A 24,142-nucleotide genomic window follows, 5' to 3' on the forward strand; every position below is an offset into this window, starting at 1 on the left:
CGACGCTGTGTCGTGTGAACACTTCGAAGAACGAGGGCCGCAGGCCCCGAGGACTCCGTGAAATGGCCTACCAGCCGCAAGAAATCTTCTTCCGCAGCAGCGCCCCCGTCACCATCGACGAAGACAAGTGCATCGCCGAAAAAGGCTGCACCGTCTGCGTGGAGGTTTGCCCCATGGACCTGCTGGCCATCAACCCGGCCACGCAGAAGGCCTACATGGCCTTCGACGAATGCTGGTACTGCATGCCCTGCGAAAAGGACTGCCCCACGGGTGCGGTGAAGGTCGACATCCCATACCTGCTGCGCTGATTCATCCCGCCATCCGGCGCACCACCGGACGCCCTCCTGCTGTGCCCCTCGTTTCCCACCACCCAAGCCGGGCGGCGGAGACGACCCAACTCTTATAACGACTCGAGGGGAAACACCCATGCGCCTTGTTGCAACCGTGGCCGGCCTCGCGCTGGCGCTCACTGGCCTGAATGCCAGCGCCGAAACCATCCGCATCGCCATTGGCACCCAGGACACCACCATCAACTGCGCCACTGGTGGCCTGCTGATACGCGAGCTTGGCCTGCTGGACAAGTACCTGCCGCATGACGGCAAATACAAAGATGCCAAGTATCAGGTGGAGTGGAAGAACTTCACCAGCGGTGCGCCACTGACCAATGAAATGGTCGCTGGCAAACTCGACTTCGGTGCAATGGCCGACTTCCCCGGGTCGTTCAACGGTGTTGCTCACCTGGATGCCGGCAAGCGCAGCCTGTTCATAAGCGTGCTGTCGGGCAGCGTGCACGGCAGCGGCAATGGCATCGTCGTACCGGCGGCGTCCAGCGTGCAGTCGCTGGCTGAACTCAAGGGCAGGACCATTTCCGTGCCGTTCGCCTCCACCGCCCACGGCATGCTGCTGCGTGCCGTAGCAGCCCAGGGCTGGGACCCGCAGAAGGATGTGCGAATCATCGCCCAGGCGCCGGAAATCGCCGGTTCCGCCCTGCGTAGCAACCGCATCGAGGCCCATGCCGACTTCGTGCCGTTCGCCGAACTGTTCCCCAACCGCGGCTTCGCCCGCAAGATCTATGACGGCGCCCAGGCCAACGCACCGACCTTCCATGGCGCTTTGGTCGATGCCGATTATGCGAAGAAATACCCCGAAGTGGTCACCGCCTACCTGCGCGCCAGCCTCGAAGCCGATCGGCTGATCGCTGCGGAACCTGAGAAGTACAGCGAGTTGATCGAGAAAGTCACCGGCATCGAGGCCGAGGTCAATTACCTGTTCCACGGCCCGCTCGGCCTGCAGACCCGCGACCTGACATGGAAGCCTGAATACCGTCAGGCAGTCGCAACCTCCATCGATACGCTCAAGCTGCTTAAAAAGACCGACCGCGGCCTCGACACCGACAAGTTCATCGACGACCAATACATCCGTGCGGCCTTCAAGGAGGCTGGCCTGGACTACGACAAGGCGCTGAAAGACTACGATCCGCAGCCACTCAAGGCCAATGACGCGCTGACAGGCAAACCGATCACCGACTTCAGCCGCCTGGCACAGATCTGGGTGCGCGGCGAAGGCAAGGTCCGCCACTACGCTTCGCCGGAGGCCGCGCTTGGCGCCTTGGCCCAGCTGGAGCACGAGGGCAAGGACATCCGCGCCATCTACGCCCAGGCCGCCGACAGCGGAATCAAGTTGCTGGCGAACCAGGCCTGGTTCGTGCGTAACGCCAAGGGTGAACTGGCGGCGTTCCTGCTCAAGGACCAGGCCGAGCAGTATGCCAAGGCCCATGGCGGTGAAGCGCTGGACTTCGTCAGCGCCAACCAGAAGCTGGTCGCCCAGCGCTGACCGGGAGGCACCGACATGACCTGCAACCTCAAGCGCTGGACGGTGCGCCTGGTTTCGCTGCTGGCCTGCCTGCTGTTCTGGCAGGTCGCGGCGAGCGTGAAGCTGGACCTCGGGCTGCTGACGTTCACCTATGTCCCCACACCGAAGGCGGTGCTGGCAGCTGGCTGGCAGTTGCTGACCTCCAGCACCCTGCTGGCGCACCTGGGCAGTAGCCTGTCACGGGTTTTTGCCGGATATGGCGCCGCGGCGCTGATTGGCGTGGCCCTGGGGTTGTTGATCGGCCGCTCGAAATGGGCCGAGGACACCCTGCTGCCGCCACTCGAAGTGTTGCGGCCGATTCCGGCGGTGGCGTGGATCCCGCTGGCGATCCTGATGTTCCCATCATCGGAACTGTCGATGGTGTTCATAACGTTCACTGGCGCGCTTTTCCCGATCCTGCTGAACACCGTGCACGGCGTCGAGGCCATCGACCCGCGCCTGGTGGCGTCGGCGCGCAGCCTCGGTGCAGAGCGTTGGTCGATCCTGCGCGAAGTGGTGTTGCCTGGAGCGTTGCCAAGCATCGTCACTGGCCTGGCCATCGGCATGGGTACTTCATGGTTCTGCCTGGTCACCGCCGAGATGATTTCCGGACAGTTCGGTATCGGCTACTACACCTGGGAGTCGTACACCTTGCAAAACTACCCGGACATCATCGTCGGCATGCTGCTGATCGGCGTGCTGGGCATGGGCAGCAGCGCCCTGGTCAAGCGCCTTGGGGAGTTGGCCACGCCTTGGTACCGCACGCGGAGGACCAGTTGATGAACAGTTATCAGCCAGCACCAGGGCGGATCGACGGGCGTGGCCTGTCGATTCGACTGGGGCACGGCAGCGAAGCATTCGAGGCGGTGCAGCGTCTGGACTTTGCCGTAGAGCCTGGCGAGTTCGTCTGCATCCTTGGCCCCTCCGGTTGCGGCAAGTCGACGTTGCTTGGCGCCCTGGCCGGGCACCTGGTGCCCAGCAGCGGCCAGTTGAGCGTGGATGGCCAGACCGTTGGCGGGCCGTCACCACAGCGTGGCATGGTGTTTCAGCACCACACCTTGCTGCCTTGGCGTAGCGTGCTCGACAACGTGGCCTTCGGCCTGAAGATGCAGGGCCAGGGCCGCGCCGAACGTCGCCGGCAGGCTCGTGAAATGCTGCAACTGGTGGGGCTGGCCGACTTTGCCGGGCGCTGGCCCAGTCAGTTGTCCGGCGGTATGCAGCAACGGGCCGAGATTGCCCGGGTGCTGATCAACCGACCGCGCCTTTTGCTGATGGACGAACCCTTCGGTGCCCTGGATGCGCAAACCCGTGCACGCATGCAGGAGCTGTTGCTGGATATCTGGGCAAGCATCCGCACCACCGTGGTGTTCGTCACCCACGATATCGACGAGGCGCTGTTCCTGGCCGACCGTATCCTGGTGATGAGCCCGCGACCTGGCCGCTTTATCGAAGACCTGCACCTGGAGTTTCCGCGCCCACGCCGCGCCAGCCTGCTGACCAGCCCTGAATTCACTCACCTCAAGCGTCACTGTCTGGCCTTGCTCCGTCACGAGGAAGGCCGCGAACTCCCGCGCCTGACCCCGCTGGGCCTGCCGGACACTGAGCACCCACCGCTACGGATCGCGCTATGACTGAACGAACGACTGACAACCCCGACATCCTTGCTCTTCTGCCTCGCCTTGGTGCCGCTGATGCAGGCGTGCGCCGCATCGCCCTGATCGAACTGGCCGACCTGGAAGACCCGGATGGCTTGCCATGGCTCACCGATGCACTGCTGGTGGATGTCGCCGACGAGGTGCGTGCCGAGTCCGCGCGCCTGCTCGAGGCCTGGGAAGAACCCGAAGTTGTGCAGGCCCTGTGTGCTGCGCTGGCCGATGCTGCCGAGCCGGTACGGCTGGCTGCCGCCCAGAGCCTCAGCGAACTCAAGAGCCTTGAAAACGGTCAGCTGATCCTGCCATGGGTCAAGCATGCCGATGCCTTCGTCCGTGCAAGCGCCCTGCGTGCCTTGCGCGAGTTGCGCCTGGAAGATGCTGCAGAGCCTGCACTGCTGGCCCTGGCCGATGGCGACGCCGCGGTCCGGCGTGAGGCAGTGGGTATTCTTGGCTGGCTCAAGCACCAGCCGGCATTGCCAGCATTGGCAAAGCTTGCCGCAGACGAGCCGGACACCGAGGTGCGCCGCGCGGCCATTGGTGCGCTGGGGCTCGCCCGCGACAGCGCGGTGGTGCCAGCATTGGTGGCTGCATTGGCTGACAAGGCCTGGCAAGTGCGTGAAGAAGCCGCCACCACGCTAGGCAAGGTGGGCCTGGCCCCAGCAGGCCCGGCACTGGTAAATGCTCTTGCCGATGACTTCTGGCAAGTACGTCTGCGTGCGGCGCGGTCTCTGGGGCGGCTGCGTCATGTTGCGGCCCTGGACGCGCTTGGCGAGTTGCTTGGCCACGGCATTGCCAACCTGCGCAAGGAGGCGGCTCTGGCCCTGGGTGAGCTGGGCCAGGCGCGTGCCTTGCCGGTGCTGCAGGCCGCCGAGGCCGATAGCGATCCCGAGGTGCGCAAGGCTGTGCGGATCGCCATGGCGCAACTGCGCGGGGCCTACTGATGAACGCCCCGCAAGCTATTCGCAACATGCGCGGGCCCGGGCAACTGGTGCTGCAATGGCAAGACGGCGAACACAGCCTCAGCCATGCCCGCCTGCGCGGTGCTTGCCCCTGTTCACAATGCCGAGCGGCACGGCTGCAGGGGAGCATCAGTCTGGTGCGCGATGATGTGCGCGTGGTGCAAATCGAGCCGCAAGGATATGGCGTGCAGCTGGTGTTCAGCGATGGGCATGAACGGGGTATCTACCCTTGGGCTTACCTGCGTGACCTGATTGCCCTGTGAGTCTTCTTCGCGGGCATTCGCTGTCGCATAGAGACCTGAATTCGCAAGCGGTCCGCGTACCCTGTGGGAGCGGCTTTAGCCGCGAAGAATCCAACGCGGTGCATGGCACCGGCTGCGCTGGTGTTCGCGGCTAAAGCCGCTCCCACACGGTGTAGTTCTATGAGGAGGGGCATGCCCGCTCCCACAGGCTCAGAGCGCAATCAGCTCCGGCCTCAACCCTTCGATCCGGCGCACCGGCGGCGTCAGGTAGCCGCCATCCCCGGTGACCTGGTGCAGCACCTTCTCCCGCAGCTCGTGAAGTGCCGCGCCCGTACGCAACCGTGGGTGTGGCAGGTCGATCTCCACCACCGACTTGATCCGCCCCGGGCGCGGTTCCAGAACCACCACCCGGTCGGCCAGGTAGGTGGCCTCTTCGGCGTCATGGGTGACCAGCAGCGTGGTGATGCCTGCACGTTCGCGAATAGCCAGCAGCTCGTCCTGCAGTTGCTGGCGGGTCAGCGCATCCAGCGCGCCGAACGGCTCGTCGAGCAGCAGGATACGCGGGCTGGCTACCAGGCCTCGGGCGATCGCCACGCGCTGGGCCATGCCGCCGGACAGCTGGTGTGGGTAGGCTGACTCGAAGCCGACCAGCCCCACCAGTTGCACGAACTCGTGTACCCGCCGCGCGCGCTCACCCTGGGTGAGCGGTTCGTTGACCAGGCCCAGGGCAATGTTCTGTTCCACGCTCAGCCAGGGGAACAGCCGGTGCTCCTGAAACACGATGCCGCGTTCGCTACCAATGCCGCTGACAGTGTGGCCGTCCACACGGATGTTGCCGCTGTAGTCGGTATCCAGCCCCACCAGCAGGCGCAGCAGAGTAGATTTGCCACAGCCGGAAGCACCAACGATGGCGATGAATTCGCCTTGGTTGATCGACAGGTTGAAGTTGCGGATGGCTTCCAGCGGCTGGCCATCGACGCTGAACACTTTGCCGATCCCCTCGAAGTTGACCAGAGGCGGGGTGACGTCGGGCTGGTTGGCCGCGTGCAGGTGCGAGGTGTTGAAGGCGTTCATGCGGTTCTCCAGCGCGTGGCGCGCGATTCGAGGCGTTGTCCAAGGGTGCCGAGCAGGGCGCCGACCAGGCCGATCAGCAGCATGGCGGCCATTACCTGGTCCATGCGGAACAGCTGCTGGGCGCCGATCATCAGGCTGGCGATGCCTCCGTCCGAGGGCATGAAGTATTCGGCACCGATGGTGCCCAGCCAGGCGTAGATCAGCGACAGGCGCAGGCCGGCAAAAATGGCCGGGGCTGCGCCGGGTAGCACCAGCAGCCGCAGGCGTTGCCACAGGTTCAGGCGCAGGGTGCGCGCCGCTTCGCCCAGCTGTGGCGAGAGGCTGGCGATACCGCGCTGGGTGGCGATCAGCAACGGGAAGAACGCAGCCATGCCGACGAATACCTGCTTGGCCCCTTCACCCAGGCCGAACCAGGCTGTGAGCAGCGGCACCCAGGCAAACAGCGCCACCTGACGCAACGCCGACAGGCTAGGCCCGAAGATACGTTCGGCATTGGCCGAAAGCCCCAACAGCAAACCGGCCAGCAGGCCAGCGCTACCGCCCAGCAGCAAGCCGGCCAAAGCGCGCTGCAGGCTCAGCAGCAAGGCTTGCGGCAGCGAACCATCGGCCAGGCCGGTCAGCAGGGTGCGCAACACTTCAAGTGGTGAGGTCAGGATGTTGCTGTCTACCCAGCCAAAACTGCTACTGAACTGCCACAGGGCCAACAGTGCCAGTGGCAGCAGCAGGCTTTGCCAACCCCGCGGCACGGGGCCACGGTGCTGCTCCCCTGTGGCCGCTTGCGGCCAGTACAGCAGGCGCTTTTCCAGGGCCGAGAAGCCGCGCTCCAGCAGTGCGCCGACCAGGCCGATCACCAGGATGCACAGCAGCACCAGGTCGAGCATGAACAGCTGCCGTCCCCACACCATCAGGTAGCCAATCCCTTCGCTGGAGGCCAGCAGTTCGACCGCCAGCAGCGAGGTCCAGCCGGTGGCCAGGGCGAGGCGTACGCCGGTGAGGAAGGCGGGCAGGGCAGCCGGTAGCAGCAGGCGCAGGAACAGTAGATGGCGAGGCAGGCGCAGCACCGCAGCGGCCTCTCGCAGCTTGGGCTGGGCATCGCGAACACCGACCAGCGTGTGCAAGGTGACGGGGACCACCACGGCTTTCACCAGCACCACCAGCTTGAGCAGCTCGCCGATCCCGAAAAACAGCATGAACAACGGGATCCAGGCCAGGGTAGGAATCTGTGCCAGCGCCACGAAGGTCGGCAGCACCAGCGTTTGCGCCCGCCGCGAAGCTCCCAGCCAAACACCCAGCAGCAACCCGCTGCCGATGCCGACCGCCAGCCCCCAGAACAACCGCTGCAAGCTTATCCACAGGTGCCCCCACAGCTCGCCGGAGCCAAACTCCACCGCGCTCTGCCAAACCAATGCTGGCGCCGGCAGAATCTGCTCGCTCATCCAGTGCTCCCGGCTGGCCACTACCCACAGCACGGCAATTGCTGCAGGCACCAGGTATGCGAGGCCTTTGTAGGAGCGGCCTTGTGTCGCGATAGGGCCGCACAGCGGTCCCCGGAGCCACCTCCGATTCCTGCTCAGAATTCCATTCATCGGCCATCTCTCAAGACGTTGTTAGATTATTCATTTATGGAATTAAAAATTCTGAAAAATGACTTTCAAGAGATAAGAGCATGCGTTTCATGCATACGGAAGCCCCCCGCCGTTGCGTTTTCCTCATATTTTCCATGCGCTTTTCGCAAGCCAGTCGCAGGCCCGCATGCCGCCTGATTTATGCCATTCAGTTACTGAAGAATGAATTTTCTGTCTTTGTAGGTTCTAGCCAGACCTGCCTAGCTTCTGGCCAAAGCGCCGGCCATCGCCGGTGGCAGCCTGCCAAGGAGCCTTGCCATGAAAACCCCGCTGCGCCACCTGATCACCGCCCTTGGGCTGGCCTTCACCCTCAGCGCCCACGCAGCTGAACCGGCCAAGCCAGCAAGCATCCGCATCGCCGTGCCCGACCTCAGCGCGGGCAGCAAGCCCAGCGCCGGTGGGGTGGTCGACGTGCTGCGTGACCAGCAACTGCTGGAGAAGGAATTCGCCAAGGACGGCATTCGCATCGACTGGCACTTCTTCAAGGGCGCCGGGCCGGTGGTGAACGAAGCGTTGGCCAACGGCCAGGCCGATTTCGCCTACCTCGGCGACCTGGCCGCCATCGTCGGCAAGGCCAATGGCCTGGATACCCGCGTGCTGTCAGCGGGGGTACGTGGGGTGAAGAGCTACCTGGGCGTGGTGCCCGGTTCCGGCATCAAGACCCTGCACGACCTCAAAGGCAAGCGCGTGGCGGTGTTCCGTGGCACCGCCAACCAGCTGTCGTTCGCCAGCGCCCTGGCCAGCCAGGGGCTTAGCGAGCGCGAGCTGAAGGTGATCAACCTGGACTTCAACGCCGCCAATGCCGCACTGGCCGCCAAGCAGATCGACGCCACCTGGGGCCTGTCCAACCTGCTGTCGCTGCGCGAACGCGGGCTGGTAGAGCTACCGGTCAACTCGCGTGACCTGGAAGGCGCCGGCAGTACCCAGGCAGTGCTACTGGGTACTGGCGATTTCATCCGCAAATACCCCGAGCTGGTGCAGCGCCTGGTCAATGCCCAGCAACAGGCCAGCGCCTGGCTGCGCGACGAACACAACCGCGAGGCCTATGTCGAGCTGGTGGCCAGCAATGCCAACTGGCCGCGCAGCATCCTCAATGACGACCTGGCCAAGGAAGACCTGGCCCATTACTTCGATCCACGGCTGGACGCCGAATTCGTCGGCCAGTTGCAACAGGGTGTGGACCTGGCCGCCAAGGAGCGCCTGATCCGCCGTGGCTTCCAGGTGGCCGACTGGATCGAACCACGTTTCCTCGATGTTGCGCTGCAACAAAAACAGGCCGTGCAGGCCGCCCGCTGAACCCCGAAAACCCGACAATGACCGCAAGGACACGACCATGAGCAATGCCGCCCTGGCCACCGCGCCACAAACCCTCGAACTCGACATCCACCCGGTTGCCGGCCGCATCGGTGCCGAAATTCGCGGGGTGAAATTGTCCGCCGACCTTGATGCCGCCACCCTCGACGCCATCCAGGCCGCGCTGGTGAAGCACAAGGTGATCTTCTTCCGTGGCCAGACCCACCTGGATGACCAAAGCCAGGAAGCCTTCGCCAAGTTGCTCGGCGAGCCGGTCGCCCACCCCACCGTGCCGGTGGTGGATGGCACCAGCTACCTGTTGCAGCTCGATGGTGCCGAAGGTCAGCGGGCCAACTCCTGGCACACCGACGTGACCTTCGTCGACGCCTACCCCAAGGCCTCGATCCTGCGCAGCGTGGTGGCGCCGGCATCCGGTGGTGACACCGTGTGGGCCAACACCGCCACGGCCTACCAGGAGCTGCCCGAGCCGCTGCGCGAGCTGGCCGACAAGCTATGGGCGGTGCACAGCAACGAATACGACTACGCCAGCGTGAAGCCCGATGTGGACCAGGCCAAGCTGGAGCGCTATCGCAAAGTGTTCACCTCGACGGTGTACGAGACCGAGCACCCGGTGGTGCGCGTGCACCCGATCAGTGGCGAGCGGGTGCTGCAGCTGGGGCATTTCGTGAAGCGCATCAAAGGTTATTCGCTGGCGGATTCGCAACACCTGTTCGCGGTGCTGCAAGGGCATGTGACGCGTCTGGAGAACACCGTTCGCTGGCGCTGGCAGGCGGGGGACGTGGCGATCTGGGATAACCGCGCGACGCAGCATTATGCGGTGGATGATTACGGGACCCAGCCGCGGGTGGTGCGGCGGGTGACCCTGGCTGGTGAAGTGCCGGTCGGGGTGGATGGCCAGTTGAGCCGCACCACGCGTAAAGGCTGATATCGCCGGGGCCGCTTTGCGGCCCTTTCGCGACACAAGGCCGCTCCTACAGGCGATCGCATACCCTTGTAGGAGCGGCCTTGTGTCGCGAAACGGGGGCGAAGCCCCCGCCAGCTACACCTCGGTATCGCAGGCAATCAACTGCCTGACCAGCCCCTGAGCCAACGGCGATAGCCCATACCCCACCCGGCTCACCACCCCATAACGGGTATAGAACGCTTCTTCCTGCTCCACCGTCAGGTCGGCCAGCTGCAATGCCACCAATCCCCCGTCACGCTGATACGGCCGCAAGTTGGCATTGCAGGCAATGCCGATGGTGTCCGAATGCATCACCACATTCAGCAGTGCATAGCCGTGCTCGCACTCTACCGTCGGCAGAAAATCCTGCCGCCCGCTGAGGTCGCTGAGGATCTTGCGGATGTTCGGCGGGCGGAAGGTCGTGGCCAGGGGGTAGTCGAACAGGTCACGTGCCCGCACGCTCTCGCGCCCGGTCAACGGGTGCCCGACGCGGCAGCAGAAGTGCCAGCGCTGCGGCGCCAGCCTGTGCACCTGGTAGTCCGGGTCAGACTCGAACTGGCGGGTGTCGGCGACGAAGAACTCGATCTCCTCGGCAACCAGCTTGCGGTTCAGCGCCTGCCAGTTATCCACCTGGAAGCAGGTACGTGCCGCGGGGTATTCGGCGACGAAGCGTGCCACCGCCCGCGGTACCAAACCCCCTGCCGGCGCCGGGCCGGAGCCAAAGCGTACAACGCCGGTAGTGGCACCATTGAACTGGTGGATCTCGTTGACCAGGTTGTGCGCCCCATGCACCAGCCGCCGCGAATGCTCCAGCACCAGCAGGCCCTGGCGAGTCGGCGCCAGCTCCTTGCTGGCGCGGTCGACCAGGCGGCAGCCGATGTTGTGCTCGAGGGTCTGGATGCTGCGGCTGAACGCTGATTGCGACAGGTTCACCGCAGCGGCCGCAGCAACGAAGCTGCGGTGCTCGACAAGGGCGATGTAGTGGCGCAGCTGACGGAGATCGATATGCATTTTTTACATTGAAACTTTCGGTCGAATGCAATTGCTGACAAGGGTTAGCCCCCTTATAAAGGAAGTCACTTATTCCACAAAATATGAATTACAAATATTTATATCGCCTAAAAGAATATAAGCCCGACTGACCGCGATTCGGTTCCGCCAACGGAAATGCTCGCCAGGGCCCATGCCTCAAGGAGCATTTGCATGTCCGGAGTTTCCCGTTGGCCTGCGCGCGCGTCGCGTTTCACCTTGCAACCCCTGGCTGCCGGCGTGCTGCTGGCGGCGTCCTCTGCCAGCTTCGCCGAAGAGCCGGTCAGCGCCACCCCGGCGGTGGAGCAGGAAGCCAAGCTCGGCACTGTCACGGTCAATGCCCGCCGCCGCGAAGAAACCGCGCAAAGCGTGCCCACGCCGATCAGCGTGCTCGACAGCGAAACCCTGGAAACCCAACGCATCTACCGCGTGCAGGACCTGCAGCAACTGGTACCCAGCACCAACGTCGCCTACGTTCATGCCCGCCAGTCGAGCATTTCGATCCGTGGCCTGGGCAACAACCCCGCCAGCGATGGCCTGGAAGGCAGCGTCGGCATCTACCTGGACAACGTCTACCTCGGCCGCCCCGGCATGGCGGTGTTCGACCTGCTGGACGTGGAGCAGCTGGAGGTGCTGCGCGGCCCGCAAGGTACGCTGTTCGGCAAGAACACCACAGCCGGCGTGCTCAACATCACCACGCGCAAGCCCACCTTCCACCGCGAGGGCAGCATCCAGCAGTCGATTGGTGAAGACGGCTATCTGCAAACCCAAGGCAGCTTCTCGGGGCCGATCAGCGACACGCTGGCCGGGCGCATCAGCGCCTACCGCACCGAAGACGACGGCTATGTGAAGAACATCCACAACGGCGACGACCTCAACGGTGGCAAACGCCAAGGCTTTCGTACCCAGCTGCTGTTCAAACCGAGCGAAACCTTCAACCTGCGCTGGATCGGCGAATACAACGAAGAAGACTCCGACAACGGCATCCTCAGCTTGTACAGCACCGGCCCTACCATCAATGGCGTCAATCGCTACGAAAGCCTGGCCACCCAGGCCGGCGCGACGTTGGTGTCGGGCAAGCACCGCAAGGTCAACTTCGACGCCGACCAGCAGGTGACGGTGTTTCAGGGCGGCACTTCGGTGGAGGCCAACTGGACCCTGCCCAACGACTTCACCCTGACCTCGATCACCGCCTACCGCTGGTGGGACTTCACTCCGCGCAACGACGACGGCCTCAACGTGCCGGTGTTCTACAGCGCGGGGGTGTCGGTGCGCGACAAACAGTACTCGCAGGAAATCCGCCTGGCTTCGCCCACCGGTGGTGCCTTCGACTACGTGCTGGGCGCCTACTACTTCAAGCAGGACCTGGACAACAAATCCTTCACTTTCTACGGGCCGCAGGCGGACATCTGGAACCTCACCCCGGCCGGCGCCCTGGCCAACGTCGACACCATTGGCAACGGGCACATCGACACGGACAGCTACGCGCTGTTTGCCCAGGGCACCTGGCACATCACCGACCGCCTGGACTTCACCGCCGGCGTTCGCGGCACCTATGAAGAAAAGAGCGCCTGGGTGACCCGCGATGCACCAACCGGCGGTGCGGCAGTAACCGGGGCCGCCGCTGCAGCGCGCCAGGCCCGGGTAGGCGCCTACGATTCAGGCGACCTCAACCAGTACAGCTTCAGCCCCTCTGGCCTGCTGGGCCTGAGCTACCGCTTCAACGAGCAATTGCTGGGCTACGCCACCCTGACCCACGGCGAGAAGTCTGGCGGCATCAACCTTACCGTTGGCGCTGCGCCACGGCTGGGCACCGACTCGCTGCTGGTCGGTACCGAGCGGGTCAACAACGCCGAACTCGGCTTGAAAAGCTCGCTGTTCGACGACCGCCTGCAACTCAATACCAACCTGTTCTGGGCCGAAGTGCATGGTTACCAGGCCAACGTCTACGACCAGATCAACCGCGTGCAGTACCTGGCCAACGCCGGACGCGTGCGCTCGCGTGGCCTGGAGTTCGAAGCCACGGCGCTGCCGCTGCGCGGCCTCACGGTCAACTTCAACGGCTCGTGGAACGACGTGCGCTACACCGAGTACAAGGACGCCCCGTGCCCGCCGGAGGTGAGCCTGGCCAATGCTACCGCCACCTGCGATTTGTCCGGCCACCAGGTGGTCGGCGCCTCCAAGTACATCGCCAACCTTAATACCCAGTACAAGTGGCAGGCCAGCGAGCACATCGAACCCTACGTCACCGCCAGCTACGCCTTCCGCTCCAAGGCGGTGGGCACCATCGACGACTCCGATTTCGGCCAGATCCCCAGCTACGCGCTGGTCAACCTCTCCGCCGGTGTGCGCCTGGACCAGGGCGACGGCGTGGTGGACCTGTCGCTGTGGGTGAAGAACGCCGGTGACAAGACCTACTTCACCAGCCTGTGGAACTCCGCCAACGGTGGCTATGCCGGCGTGCTCGGTACCCCGCGCACTTTCGGCGCCACCGCCCGTTACGACTTCTGAGCACAAGGAGCTTTGCCATGAATGCCAAGACCGAAACCCCTGTATTGCCTGAGGGCGCCTGCCTGACCGCCAAGGTCCCCGAACGTGACGAGGCGCTGCTCGGCGACGTGGTGGTCAACCCTTATCGCCTGGCGCCGCTGACCGCGATCATTCGCGACGGTGGGCGCAGCCTGAGTGCCGCGCACGTGCGCGTGCTGGGCCGGGGTGAGCGCGGTGTGGACATCGCCTACGAGGTGTCCGACCGTTCGTTGTGGACCTATGGCGGCATCCCGGTATTCGGCCTGTACCCGGACCACGTCAACCAGGTGGAAGTGACCTACAAGCTCGACGGCGAGCGCATCCGCGAGCAGTACCAGATCTACGCTCCGGCCGTGCGCCTGCCGGTGGTGGCCAGGCAGACCGCTGCCTTGCCTGAAGTGCAGCCAGTCAAGGTAGCGCCAGGTTTTGAACAGCGCCTGTACCTGTTCAACCACCTGCAGGGGGACATCCCGGGCGGGCGCGCCTTCAAGTGGAATGCCCTGGGCGGCGCGGCGGAATGGGACCAGGTGGGTAACAACTGGATCGCCGACAGCAATGGCGACGTGCGCTGGTACCTGGACATCGAGCAGATCCACGACTCCAACCGCCGCGATGGCCTGGGCGGCACCATGGGCTTCCAGCAGACCCGCGACGGCAAGCTGATCTGGGGCCAGGGCCAGACCTACTCCAAGTACGACCTGCTGGGCCGGCGCATCTGGCAGCGCAGCCTGCCCGACAAGTTTGCCGACTTCTCCCATGAAATCCGCGAGACCGCCAATGGCACCTACCTGCTGCGGGTGGGCACCAGCGACTATCGCCGGCCCGACGGCAAGCGCGTGCGCTCGATCCGTGATCACATCATCGAGGTCAACGAGGCCGGTGATGTGCTGGACTTCTGGGACCTCAACCAGATTCTCGACCCGTACCGTGGCGACCTGCTGGAAACCCTGGGCAAGGCAGCCATCCAATTGCCGGCCGGGGTGCAGAAACAGGACGAGCGGCTGGCCAACGAACTGGCCGAAGGTGACCTGCCCTTTGGTGACACCCCGGGCGTGGGCACAGGCCGTAACTGGGCACACGTCAATGCCATCGACTACGACGCCGATGACGACAGCATCATCGTTTCAGCACGGCACCAGGGCGTGGTGAAGATAGGCCGCGACAAGCAGGTGAAGTGGATTCTCGCCTCGCCTCAAGGCTGGCCTGAGCGTCTGCGCGAGAAGGTGCTGACGCCGGTGGCGAGCGAAGGCTTCGACTGGTCGTGGACACAGCACACCGCCTGGCTGACCGGCAAAGGCACGCTGACCGTGTTCGACAACGGCTGGGGCCGCGACTTTGCGCCGACCAGGCTGACGGGCAACTACAGTCGGGCGGTGGAATACCGCATCGACGAGGCCATGGGCACGGTCGAGCAGGTGTGGGAATACGGCAAGGAGCGCGGCGACGAGTGGTACAGCCCGGTGACCTCGGTGGTGGCCTACCGGCCGGAGACCGACACCCAGTTCATTTACTCGGCGTCGGTGAACTTCCTGACCCCGGAGAAACTGACCACCACCGTGCTCAACGAGGTGCGGCGCGGGACCCAGGAGGTGCTGGTGGAGCTGAAGGTGCACAGCCGGCAGCCGGGCAGCGTGGGTTACCGAGCCTTGGTGATCGACCTGGCCAAGGCCTTCTGACCCATCCCTCCGGGAGGGCCGTCGGTCCTCCCATCACATTTCCTTCAGCTCGTTCGTCTAACCTGTACTGGCCCTATCGCCGGCAAGCCAGCTCCACAGGGACCCCACAGGTGCTGAATTTTGTGGGGTCCCTGTGGAGCTGGCTTGCCGGCGATAGGGCCGGTTGCTACGGCACAGAAATGTGAAATTTCCGCCAGGGTGTTCAACCATTCGTTCTTTTTTTCGAACAGCCTATTGTCCAACACCCCAGCAGCCGCTTAGCATTCGTTTGAGATTTCAAACGCTCGATGCCCTGCCTTGGGCGCTTTTCAACAATCAACAATTCGGGAAGCCGACATGCAGCTCAAAGACGCTCAGTTGTTCCGCCAGCAAGCCTACATCAATGGTGAGTGGCTGGATGCGGACAACGGCCAGACCATCAAGGTCACCAACCCGGCCACTGGTGAAGTCATCGGTACCGTGCCGAAGATGGGCACCGCGGAAACCCGCCGCGCCATCGAAGCCGCCGACAAGGCTCTGCCGGCCTGGCGTGCCCTGACCGCCAAGGAGCGTTCGGCCAAGCTGCGTCGCTGGTTCGAACTGATGATCGAGAACCAGGACGACCTGGCTCGCCTGATGACCACCGAACAAGGCAAGCCGCTGGCCGAAGCCAAGGGCGAAATCGCCTATGCTGCCTCGTTCATCGAGTGGTTCGCCGAGGAAGCCAAGCGTGTCTACGGTGACACCATCCCGGGCCACCAGCCAGACAAGCGCCTGATCGTCATCAAGCAGCCAATCGGTGTTACCGCGGCCATCACCCCGTGGAACTTCCCGGCCGCCATGATCACCCGTAAAGCCGGCCCGGCCCTGGCCGCCGGCTGCACCATGGTGCTCAAGCCTGCCTCGCAGACCCCATACTCCGCCCTTGCCCTGGTCGAGCTGGCCCACCGTGCCGGCATCCCGGCTGGCGTGCTGAGCGTGGTTACCGGCAGCGCTGGCGAAGTTGGCGGTGAACTGACCGGCAACTCCCTGGTCCGCAAGCTGTCCTTCACCGGCTCGACCGAAATCGGTCGCCAGCTGATGGAAGAATGCGCCAAGGACATCAAGAAGGTTTCCCTGGAGCTGGGTGGCAACGCCCCGTTCATCGTGTTCGACGACGCCGACCTGGACAAGGCGGTCGAGGGCGCGATCATCTCCAAGTACCGCAACAACGGCCAGACCTGCGTCTGCGCCAACCGTATCTACGTGCAGGACGGCGTCTACGACGCGTTCGCCCAGAAGCTGGCCGCCGCTGTTGCCAAGCTGAAGATCGGTAACGGCCTGGAAGAAGGCACCACCACTGGCCCGCTGATCGACGGCAAGGCTGTCGCCAAGGTCCAGGAACACATCGAAGACGCCGTTGGCAAAGGCGCCAAGGTACTGTCCGGTGGCAAGATCATCGAAGGCAACTTCTTCGAGCCGACCATTCTGGTCGACGTACCGAAGACCGCTGCCGTCGCCAAGGAAGAGACCTTCGGCCCGCTGGCGCCGCTGTTCCGCTTCAAGGACGAGGCCGAAGTGATCGCCATGTCCAACGACACCGAGTTCGGCCTGGCCTCGTACTTCTACGCCCGCGACATGAGCCGTGTGTTCCGTGTTGCCGAAGCCCTGGAATACGGCATGGTAGGTATCAACACCGGCCTGATCTCCAACGAAGTGGCACCGTTCGGTGGCATCAAGGCTTCGGGCCTGGGCCGCGAAGGTTCCAAGTACGGTATCGAGGACTACCTCGAAATCAAATACCTGTGCATCAGCGTCTGATAGCACGGTAAAGGCTTTACCTCTGCCAGCGGGGCGCGAGAGCGACGTCTCGCTGGCCTTTTTTACATCGCAGTACCTGGTGGCCAGGGCGTTCACGGCAGTCGATCAACGAATACTGTTCGCGAGCACTCCCAGCCACCCCCGAATAAAAGCGCCACTCCAGACCGGCGCAATGAGGGCATTATGAGCAAGACCAACGAATCCTTGATGCAACGTCGTGTAGCCGCCGTCCCACGTGGCGTTGGCCAGATCCACCCGATCTTCGTCGATACCGCGAAGAACTCGACCGTGATCGACGTTGAAGGCCGCGAACTGATCGACTTCGCCGGCGGCATCGCAGTACTGAACACCGGCCACCTGCACCCGAAAGTGGTTGCGGCCGTGCAAGAGCAGCTGACCAAGGTCAGCCACACCTGCTTCCAGGTGCTGGCCTACGAACCCTATGTAGAGCTGTGCGAAAAGATCAACAAGCTGGTCCCAGGCGACTTCGACAAGAAGACCCTGCTGGTCACCACCGGTTCCGAAGCCGTTGAGAACGCCGTCAAGATCGCCCGTGCCGCCACTGGCCGCGCTGGCGTAATCGCCTTCACCGGCGGCTACCACGGCCGTACCATGATGACCCTGGGCCTGACCGGCAAGGTCGTGCCGTACTCCGCTGGCATGGGCCTGATGCCAGGTGGCATCTTCCGCGCTCTGTTCCCTAGCGAACTGCACGGTATCAGCGTTGACGACGCCATCGCCTCGGTCGAGCGCATCTTCAAGAACGACGCCGAGCCGCGCGACATCGCCGCGATCATCCTCGAGCCGGTACAAGGCGAAGGCGGCTTCCTGCCAGCGCCGAAAGAGCTGATGAAGCGCCTGCGCGCCCTGTGCGACCAGCACGGCATCCTGCTGATCGCCGACGAAGTACAGACCGGCGCTGGCCGTACTGGCACCTTCTTCGCCATGGAACAGATGGGCGTTGCGCCTGACCTGACCACCTTCGCCAAATCCATCGCTGGCGGCTTCCCGCTGGCCGGTGTGTGCGGCAAGGCCGAATACATGGACGCCATTGCTCCTGGCGGCCTGGGTGGCACCTACGCCGGTTCGCCGATCGCTTGCGCCGCGGCCCTGGCCGTGATCGAAGTGTTCGAAGAAGAGAAACTGCTGGACCGCAGCAAAGCTGTGGGTGAGCGCCTGACCACCGGCCTGCGCGAAATTCAGAAGAAGTACCCGATCATCGGCGACGTCCGTGGTCTGGGCTCGATGATCGCTGTCGAAGTCTTCGAGAAAGGCACTCACACCCCGAACGCAGCTGCCGTTGGCCAGGTTGTCGCCAAGGCTCGCGAGAAGGGCCTGATCCTGCTGTCCTGCGGTACCTACGGCAACGTTCTGCGTATCCTGGTTCCGCTGACCGCAGAAGATGCTCTGCTGGACAAAGGCCTGGCTATCATCGAAGAGTGCTTCGCTGAACTCGCCTGATGTGACGTGCTTCAGAAAAAACCCGCTTCGGCGGGTTTTTTTTGTGCCCAGGAAAGCCTTGGGGCGCTATCGTTGTCGGAGGATTTGCTCAGGAAGCTGCGACGGACTGTGTGGCAGGGCTATTCAGGAGTTGGCGATGAACGCTGCAGACCCCACCCCACCAAGCGTACTTATTGTCGAGGGCGACCCCTGGGTACGTGACATGCTCAGCGAAATGCTGCTGAGCGTGCGCTGTGATGCCCGCCTGCAGCTCTGCGCCGACGGCTCGCAGGCCTTGAGCGCGCTGTCGAGCAAGCCTGACCTGATCATCGCCGCGCGCGAACTGGCAGGTGTCGATGGGCTCGACCTGTTGCGCAAGGTACGCGCCAAAGGCTCGAGGTTGCCGTTCATCCTCATGAGCAACCGCATTGACAGTGCCAGTGTGCATGAGGCGTTGCCCCTGCACCCCACTGCCTACCTGAGCAAGCCGCTGAACCTGGAAACTCTTCGCAAGCGCCTGGAAGAGCTGCTGCTGGCGGTTGGCGAAGAAATCGCCTGCCCGGTGCCGGCCTTGCAGCCAGGTGCCAGCCTGCCGGCCTACCTCGAGCAGCGTCGCGCTACCGCCGATGGCGGGCCGCTGCTGGCCGATGTGCAGGTGGCGATCAAGCGCGCGCTCAACCCCCAGGGCCTGAACCTGAGAGTGCTCGAAGAGGAAGTGCAGGGCGACCCGCAGATCACAGCCGTGCTGATTGCGGCGGCCAACAGCGCAGCGCTGCACCGCGAAGCACCAGTGCAGACGCTGCTGCAGGCCTTGAACAAGCTTGGCAGCACCCAGAGCATGAACCTGATCCTGGGCATGACCCTCAAGCGCAGCGCTCGCCTCAGCGACCCGCTGCTGGCGGAGCATGCTGCCCGCTACTGGGAGTTGTCGCTGCACGCTGCCGAATATGGCCGCACCTTGGCACGCATGCTCGAGCTGGACGAAGGGCGTTGTTATTGCGCGGGGTTGCTGCATTGCCTGGGCGACCTGGCGGTGCTGCGCTGCCTGCAGGAATGGCGGCTGGCCGGGGGCGAGCTGGATGAGGACCAGGTGCAGCTGTCGCTCAATGAGTTCGGTGCGGCGTTCGGCTCGGCGCTGCGTACGCGCTGGCGGTTGCCCCTGGGCTTGCGCGAGTTGATCGCGGCGATATACCAGCTGGGCGGCGGGGTTTACTCGCGGGAGATCCTGGCCATGAACCTGGCCGGGCAGTTGTCGCGGCTGTCGGCCGAGCAGGGGCTGGAGAAGGTGGCCAGCAGCAAGACGGCGCGCCTGCTCAAGCTTGGCCTGCCGGAGCTGAGGCGGTTGCGTAAGGTGGAGAACCCGGAGGTGAAGCCGCAGGAAGAGCCGCCGGTGGCTGAGGCCGAGGTTTCCAGCTGAGATTTTGGGGCCGCTTTGCGGCCCATCGCCGGCAGGCCAGCTCCCACAGGTACTGCACAAGGCTGGAGGATTGCGCCGTACCTGTGGGAGCTGGCTTGCCGGCGATTGGGGTGCAGAGCACCCCCAGAGCTCAGCCGCGGACGATCTGGTTCTTGCCCTGCCGCTTGGCCTGGTACATCGCCGCATCGGCCCGGGCATACAGGCTGTCCAGCGCCACATCCTCGTCAGTCAGCCCGGTCACCCCCTGGCTCACCGTCACCCCGTAGGTCTGCTCCCCATGGCTGAAGCTCAGCCGCTGGATCTGCCGCTGCAAGCGCTCGGCAATCTGCTCCGCGACCTGGGCACTACAGCCGGGGAACACTGCCGCAAATTCCTCGCCACCAATGCGCCCGAACAGGTCACCTCGGCGTAGCACGGCCTTGCCGCTGTCGGCGATCTGCTGCAACACCTGGTCGCCTTCCTGGTGACCGTAGCTGTCGTTGATGCGCTTGAAGTCGTCGATGTCCAGCAGCAGGAAGGCCAGTGGTGTACCGTCTTCGCGGGCGCTGTCGAAGGCTTGCTGGGCGCATTCGAAAAAGTGCCGGCGGTTGCTGCTCTGGGTCAGCACGTCGGTGGTGGCCAGGCGCTGCAGCTCACCTTCGAGCTGCTTCTTCTCGGTGATGTCTTCTGCGATGCCGACGATGATCACCCGGTCGCCATCGCGTTGCTGGTTGATGTAGCACTTGTCGCTCAGCCAGCGCAGCTGGCCGTCGGCATTGAGGATGCGGTACTCGCGGTCTTCCACCGAGCCCTTGAGCAGTACCTGGGCCAGGCTGCGCTCGGCGAACTCCAGGTCGTCGGGGTAGATGCTGTCTCGCCACTCGTTGTAGTCGGCCAGCACCAGGCTGGCCGGGCGGCCGAAGATGCGTTCGTAGGCGGGGCTGACGTACAGCACCTGACGGGTTTCCCAGTCGAAGGCCCATAGCACCGCATTGACGCTGTCGAGCAGCGAGCTGAACAGCTGTTCGCGCTCGCTCAGGCGGGCAACCTCGCCTTGGGCGTGGAACAGCGCAAGCAAGGTCTGGGCGGCTTCCGGAGGCGGGGTGCCGGGCAGTGTCGTCGGAATGTTCTTGGCCATGTGCACGGAGCAGATCTCGGCGTGAAAGCGTGCGGCCAGCATCTGGCCCGCCACGCGGGCGATGTGCCAGATATGAGTGTAAACGAGAGGGCGAAGTTCCGGACGGCACGCCCGGCCAAATGGGCGTGCCGATCAACGGCGGTCAGGCGCTGGTCGGGCGCAGGGAGTACGTCTTCAGCTGTGCCGCGAAGTCCCGCAGGGCGTGGATGCCGCTGGTTTCCGCCTCGTGTACCCAGTCCTTCATGGCGGCCAGCATGTCGTGGCCGTTGGCGCTGGTGCGCGCCCAGATCTGCTGCAGGGCCAGGCGTTTTTCGTAGATGGTCTTCAGCGCCTGGCTGTGGGCGAGCATCGACTCGATGCGCACATGGTGACGGTCTTCCAGCAGGCTGGTCTCGCGCGACAACAGGCGCTTGGCGCGGCGGAAGTGGTGACGCAGCGAAGCATCGACGCGGGCCAGCTCCTGCTTGACCAGCGGGCCGATCACCAGCTTGCGGTACTGGGCCATGATCTGGAAGCGGTTGTTGAGGATGGCCATGGCGGTGTCCATGTCCAGGCTGGCCTTGCCTGCCACCCGGTGGGCGATGGGCGCCACGCGCTGTACCTTGGCCAGGCGCAGCAGGCAGAACAGGCGGATCCACGCCCAACCCATGTCGAACTCCCAGCGCTTGACCGACAGCTTGGCCGAGTTGGGGTAGGTGTGGTGGTTGTTGTGCAGCTCTTCGCCACCGATGACTATGCCCCACGGCACCAGGTTGGTCGCGGCGTCGCGGCACTCGAAGTTGCGGTAGCCGAGAGCGTGGCCCAGGCCGTTGACCACGCCGGCGGCCCAGAACGGAATCCACATCATCTGCACTGCCCAGATGGTGATGCCGATGGTGCCGAACAGCAGCAGGTCGATCACCGCCATCAGCGCGATGCCGCCCAGCTTGTAGCGCGAGTAGAGGTTGCGCTCGATCCAGTCGTCCGGGCAGTTCTTGCCATAGATGCGCAGGGTTTCGGGGTTGCGCGCCTCTTCCCGGTAAAGCTCGGCACCCTTGCGCAGCACCGTGCCCAGGCCCTTGTACAGCGGGCTATGGGGGTCGTCGGGGGTTTCGCATTTGGCGTGGTGCTTGCGGTGGACGGCAGTCCATTCGCGGGTGTTCTGCGCCGTGGTCAGCCACAGCCAGAAACGGAAGAAGTGCTTGAGCGCGCCATTGAGCTCCAGGGCCCGGTGCGCGGAGTAACGGTGCAGGTAGACCGTGACGCTGACGATGGTCACGTGGGTCATCAGCAGGGTAATGCCGACCAGTTGCCAGGCCGACAAGTCGAGCAGGCCGTTGTACCACATAGGTGTAAATACCCTCGGAATGCAGGAGGAGGGGCTGATTATCCCTTGGGCAGGAAATAAATACAGTTACCCATTCAGATAGGAAGTCACGACATGTTTCAGCCTTTATAATGCCCCATCATTTTTCATGGGCAATTGCACCCGACATGTCTGTTTCCGTTCGCGACGCCTTGCGCATGGCCGCGCTGTATGTGGTGCTCTCGATCCTCTGGCTGACGCTGGCCGAGGTGGTGTTGCACGGCATGACCGACGACCCCCTGGCACTGACCGTGGGCCGGCAGATCAACGTGGTGGTCTGGGTGCTGCTCAGCGCCTTTCTGATCTATGTGTCGCGGGTGCGGCTGCTCGACTTCATCGGTGTTGGCGCGCGTATGCGTGGTGAAGACCGTGAACGCCTGCGCATGGCTGCGGCAGTGTTCGACAGCACCCTCGAAGGCGTGCTGGTGACCGACCGCCATGGCCTGATCGTGCACGTCAACCGTGCCTTCATGCGTATCACCGGCTACCAGCAGGACGAGGTCATCGGCCAGCGCCCGAACAAGTTCAAGTCGGGCCGCCATGGCCTGGCGTTCTACCAGCAGATCTTCGCCACTCTGGCGGAAAAGGGCGAGTGGAGCGGCGAAATATGGAATCGGCGCAAGAGCGGTGAAATCTACCCGCAATGGCAGACCATTTGCGCCATCCGCGACGATCAAGGCGAGCTCAGCCATTACGTGGCGGTGTTCAGCGACATCAGCGCGATCAAGCATTCTGAACAGGAACTGGCCTACCTGGCTCACCACGACCCGCTGACCGACCTGCCCAACCGCCTGCTGTTCAACGACCGGGTCGAGCAGGCGCTGGCCGCAGCCCAGGCCAACAAGCGTGGTTGTGCCCTGCTGTTGCTGGACCTGGACCATTTCCAGAGCATCAACGACGGCCTTGGCCACACCATTGGCGACCAGTTGCTGAAGCTGGTGGGCGAGCGCCTGGCAGAGGTGCTGCGCAGCGGCGTGACCCTGGCGCGCCTGGGGGGCGACGAATTTGGCGTGCTGGCGGAAAACTGCCATGAGGTTGGCCAGGCGGGCAAGCTGGCGCAGGGCATCATCGAGCGCATGCGCGAGCCGTTCCAGTTCGACGGTCACCGCCTGTTCATCAGCGTCAGCGTGGGCATCAGCCTGTTCCCCAGCGATGCCTTGAGTGCCGAGCAGTTGCTGCGCAATGCCGACTCGGCGTTGTACAAGGCCAAGAGCAACGGGCGGGCCTGCTATGCGCTGTACACCGAAGAACTGACCGCTCACGCCCAACACCGGGTCGAAACCGCCGGCGAGCTGCGCCGAGCCTTGGAGCAGGACGAGCTGCGGGTGTTCTACCAGCCGGTGCACGACCTGGCGACCGGCCGCCAGGTCGGCGTCGAAGCCTTGGTGCGTTGGCAGCACCCTGAGCGCGGCCTGGTTCCACCGGGCGAATTCATCCCGATTGCCGAGCGTACCGGGCTGATTGCCGAGATCGACGCCTGGGTACTACGCCAGGCGTGTCGGCAGATGGTGCGATGGCAGGGTGAAGGGCGGCAGTTGGCATTCGTGGCGGTGAACATTTCCAGCCGCCTGTTTGGCCAGCACGAGCTGTACCAGCAGGTGGCCGAGGTGCTGGACGACACCGGCCTGGCCCCGGCCTTGCTGGAGCTGGAGGTGACCGAGAGCGCAGTGATGGAGGACCCGGAGGTGGCGCTGGAGCAGTTGCATCGCCTGCGCGAGCTGGGGGTGACCTTGGCTATCGACGACTTTGGCACTGGTTATTCATCGCTGCTGCGGCTCAAGCGCTTGCCGGTGCAGAAGCTGAAGATCGACCAAGGCTTCGTTGCCGGGTTGCCGCTGGATGAGGACGATATCGCGATCGTCCGGGTGATCATCGCCCTGGCCCGCAGCATGGGCATGCAAGTGCATGCAGAGGGCATCGAGCAGGCCGAGCAGGCCAGCTTCCTGCTGCATGAGCGGTGTCAGCTTGGGCAGGGGTACTGGTTCGGGCGGCCGGTGCCTGCCGGGGATTTGGGCTGGGGTTGAGATCGCCGGGGCCGCTTTGCGGCCCTTTCGCCGGCAAGCCAGCTCTCATAGAACAACACATGACTCATTGGTTCGGCGAGGTTCTGTAGGAGCAGCCTTGTGCTGCGAAGAGGCCGGTACTGACAA

The 24,142-nt window shown here is 64.0% G+C and carries 19 protein-coding genes; 14 read left to right on the forward strand and 5 right to left on the reverse strand.

Features of this window, described 5'->3' with window-relative positions:
- The first annotated feature begins 62 nt into the window (after positions 1–62).
- The 6 genes from CAG18_RS23615 (at position 63) to CAG18_RS23640 (ending at position 4,725) form a co-directional block, all read left to right on the forward strand.
- Positions 63–308 carry a ferredoxin family protein gene (locus CAG18_RS23615; protein ID WP_008096634.1) on the forward strand — a complete coding sequence of 82 codons (246 nt, stop codon included), beginning with the start codon at positions 63–65 and terminating at the stop codon, positions 306–308.
- Positions 309–426: 118 nt separating this feature from the next.
- On the forward strand, positions 427–1,833 hold the full coding sequence (locus tag CAG18_RS23620) for an ABC transporter substrate-binding protein (protein WP_085721673.1): 1,407 nt from the start codon (positions 427–429) through the stop codon (positions 1,831–1,833).
- 15 nt (positions 1,834–1,848) lie between these two features.
- A complete protein-coding gene (locus tag CAG18_RS23625; RefSeq protein WP_085721674.1) occupies positions 1,849–2,631 on the forward strand; it encodes an ABC transporter permease in 783 nt (260 codons plus the stop codon).
- A complete protein-coding gene (locus CAG18_RS23630; protein WP_085721675.1) occupies positions 2,631–3,482 on the forward strand; it encodes an ABC transporter ATP-binding protein in 852 nt (283 codons plus the stop codon). Before CAG18_RS23625 ends, CAG18_RS23630 begins: the two co-directional genes overlap by 1 nt.
- Positions 3,479–4,444 carry a HEAT repeat domain-containing protein gene (locus tag CAG18_RS23635; RefSeq protein ID WP_015268567.1) on the forward strand — a complete coding sequence of 322 codons (966 nt, stop codon included), beginning with the start codon at positions 3,479–3,481 and terminating at the stop codon, positions 4,442–4,444. Before CAG18_RS23630 ends, CAG18_RS23635 begins: the two co-directional genes overlap by 4 nt.
- Positions 4,444–4,725 (forward strand): gamma-butyrobetaine hydroxylase-like domain-containing protein, encoded by a 282-nt coding sequence (locus tag CAG18_RS23640; RefSeq protein WP_085721676.1) that lies wholly within the window; start codon positions 4,444–4,446, stop codon positions 4,723–4,725. Before CAG18_RS23635 ends, CAG18_RS23640 begins: the two co-directional genes overlap by 1 nt.
- 189 nt (positions 4,726–4,914) lie before the next feature.
- Here the strand turns inward: CAG18_RS23640 and CAG18_RS23645 are convergent, their stop codons facing one another.
- Complete coding sequence (locus CAG18_RS23645; protein WP_085721677.1) at positions 4,915–5,778, reverse strand: ABC transporter ATP-binding protein; 864 nt, start codon at positions 5,776–5,778, stop codon at positions 4,915–4,917.
- Positions 5,775–7,364, reverse strand: a complete 1,590-nt coding sequence (locus CAG18_RS23650) for an ABC transporter permease (protein ID WP_225903914.1) — start codon at positions 7,362–7,364, stop codon at positions 5,775–5,777. Before CAG18_RS23650 ends, CAG18_RS23645 begins: the two co-directional genes overlap by 4 nt.
- 297 nt (positions 7,365–7,661) lie before the next feature.
- Here CAG18_RS23650 and CAG18_RS23655 point away from each other — a divergent pair, with 297 nt between their 5' ends.
- Complete coding sequence (locus tag CAG18_RS23655) at positions 7,662–8,699, forward strand: ABC transporter substrate-binding protein (protein WP_085721678.1); 1,038 nt, start codon at positions 7,662–7,664, stop codon at positions 8,697–8,699.
- A 37-nt stretch (positions 8,700–8,736) separates the two neighbouring features.
- Positions 8,737–9,642: a TauD/TfdA family dioxygenase gene (locus CAG18_RS23660; RefSeq protein ID WP_085721679.1), complete on the forward strand. Its 906-nt coding sequence runs from the start codon at positions 8,737–8,739 to the stop codon at positions 9,640–9,642.
- Between the two features lie 114 nt (positions 9,643–9,756).
- On the opposite strand, the gene CAG18_RS23665 is transcribed toward CAG18_RS23660, so the two are convergent.
- The gene (locus CAG18_RS23665) at positions 9,757–10,671 is read right to left on the reverse strand and encodes a LysR family transcriptional regulator (protein WP_085721680.1); all 915 of its coding nucleotides are present in this window, start codon (positions 10,669–10,671) and stop codon (positions 9,757–9,759) included.
- 156 nt (positions 10,672–10,827) lie between these two features.
- Between CAG18_RS23665 and CAG18_RS23670 the strand changes: the two genes are divergently transcribed.
- From CAG18_RS23670 to CAG18_RS23690, 5 genes are all read left to right on the forward strand, one after another.
- A complete protein-coding gene (locus CAG18_RS23670; RefSeq protein ID WP_371807323.1) occupies positions 10,828–13,200 on the forward strand; it encodes a TonB-dependent receptor in 2,373 nt (790 codons plus the stop codon).
- 17 nt (positions 13,201–13,217) lie between these two features.
- On the forward strand, positions 13,218–14,894 hold the full coding sequence (locus CAG18_RS23675) for an aryl-sulfate sulfotransferase (RefSeq protein ID WP_085721682.1): 1,677 nt from the start codon (positions 13,218–13,220) through the stop codon (positions 14,892–14,894).
- 336 nt (positions 14,895–15,230) lie between these two features.
- Complete coding sequence (gene gabD, locus CAG18_RS23680; protein WP_015268576.1) at positions 15,231–16,673, forward strand: NADP-dependent succinate-semialdehyde dehydrogenase; 1,443 nt, start codon at positions 15,231–15,233, stop codon at positions 16,671–16,673.
- A gap of 183 nt (positions 16,674–16,856) precedes the next feature.
- Positions 16,857–18,134 (forward strand): 4-aminobutyrate--2-oxoglutarate transaminase, encoded by a 1,278-nt coding sequence (gene gabT / locus CAG18_RS23685; protein ID WP_085721683.1) that lies wholly within the window; start codon positions 16,857–16,859, stop codon positions 18,132–18,134.
- 136 nt (positions 18,135–18,270) lie between these two features.
- Positions 18,271–19,530, forward strand: coding sequence for a response regulator (locus tag CAG18_RS23690; RefSeq protein ID WP_085721684.1), 1,260 nt, complete (start codon positions 18,271–18,273; stop codon positions 19,528–19,530).
- 130 nt (positions 19,531–19,660) lie between these two features.
- Here CAG18_RS23690 and CAG18_RS23695 read toward each other — a convergent pair whose 3' ends face one another.
- Positions 19,661–20,689 carry a sensor domain-containing diguanylate cyclase gene (locus CAG18_RS23695; protein WP_023662094.1) on the reverse strand — a complete coding sequence of 343 codons (1,029 nt, stop codon included), beginning with the start codon at positions 20,687–20,689 and terminating at the stop codon, positions 19,661–19,663.
- A gap of 100 nt (positions 20,690–20,789) precedes the next feature.
- The gene (desA, locus tag CAG18_RS23700; RefSeq protein ID WP_085721685.1) at positions 20,790–21,974 is read right to left on the reverse strand and encodes a delta-9 fatty acid desaturase DesA; all 1,185 of its coding nucleotides are present in this window, start codon (positions 21,972–21,974) and stop codon (positions 20,790–20,792) included.
- Between the two features lie 146 nt (positions 21,975–22,120).
- On the opposite strand from desA, the gene dibA reads away from it, so the two are divergent.
- Complete coding sequence (gene dibA / locus CAG18_RS23705) at positions 22,121–24,016, forward strand: phosphodiesterase DibA (RefSeq protein ID WP_085721686.1); 1,896 nt, start codon at positions 22,121–22,123, stop codon at positions 24,014–24,016.
- Positions 24,017–24,142 lie beyond the last annotated feature (126 nt).

The sequence above is a fragment of the Pseudomonas sp. B22(2017) genome (assembly GCF_002113105.1).
GTDB classification, from domain to species: Bacteria; Pseudomonadota; Gammaproteobacteria; order Pseudomonadales; family Pseudomonadaceae; genus Aquipseudomonas; species Aquipseudomonas asiatica.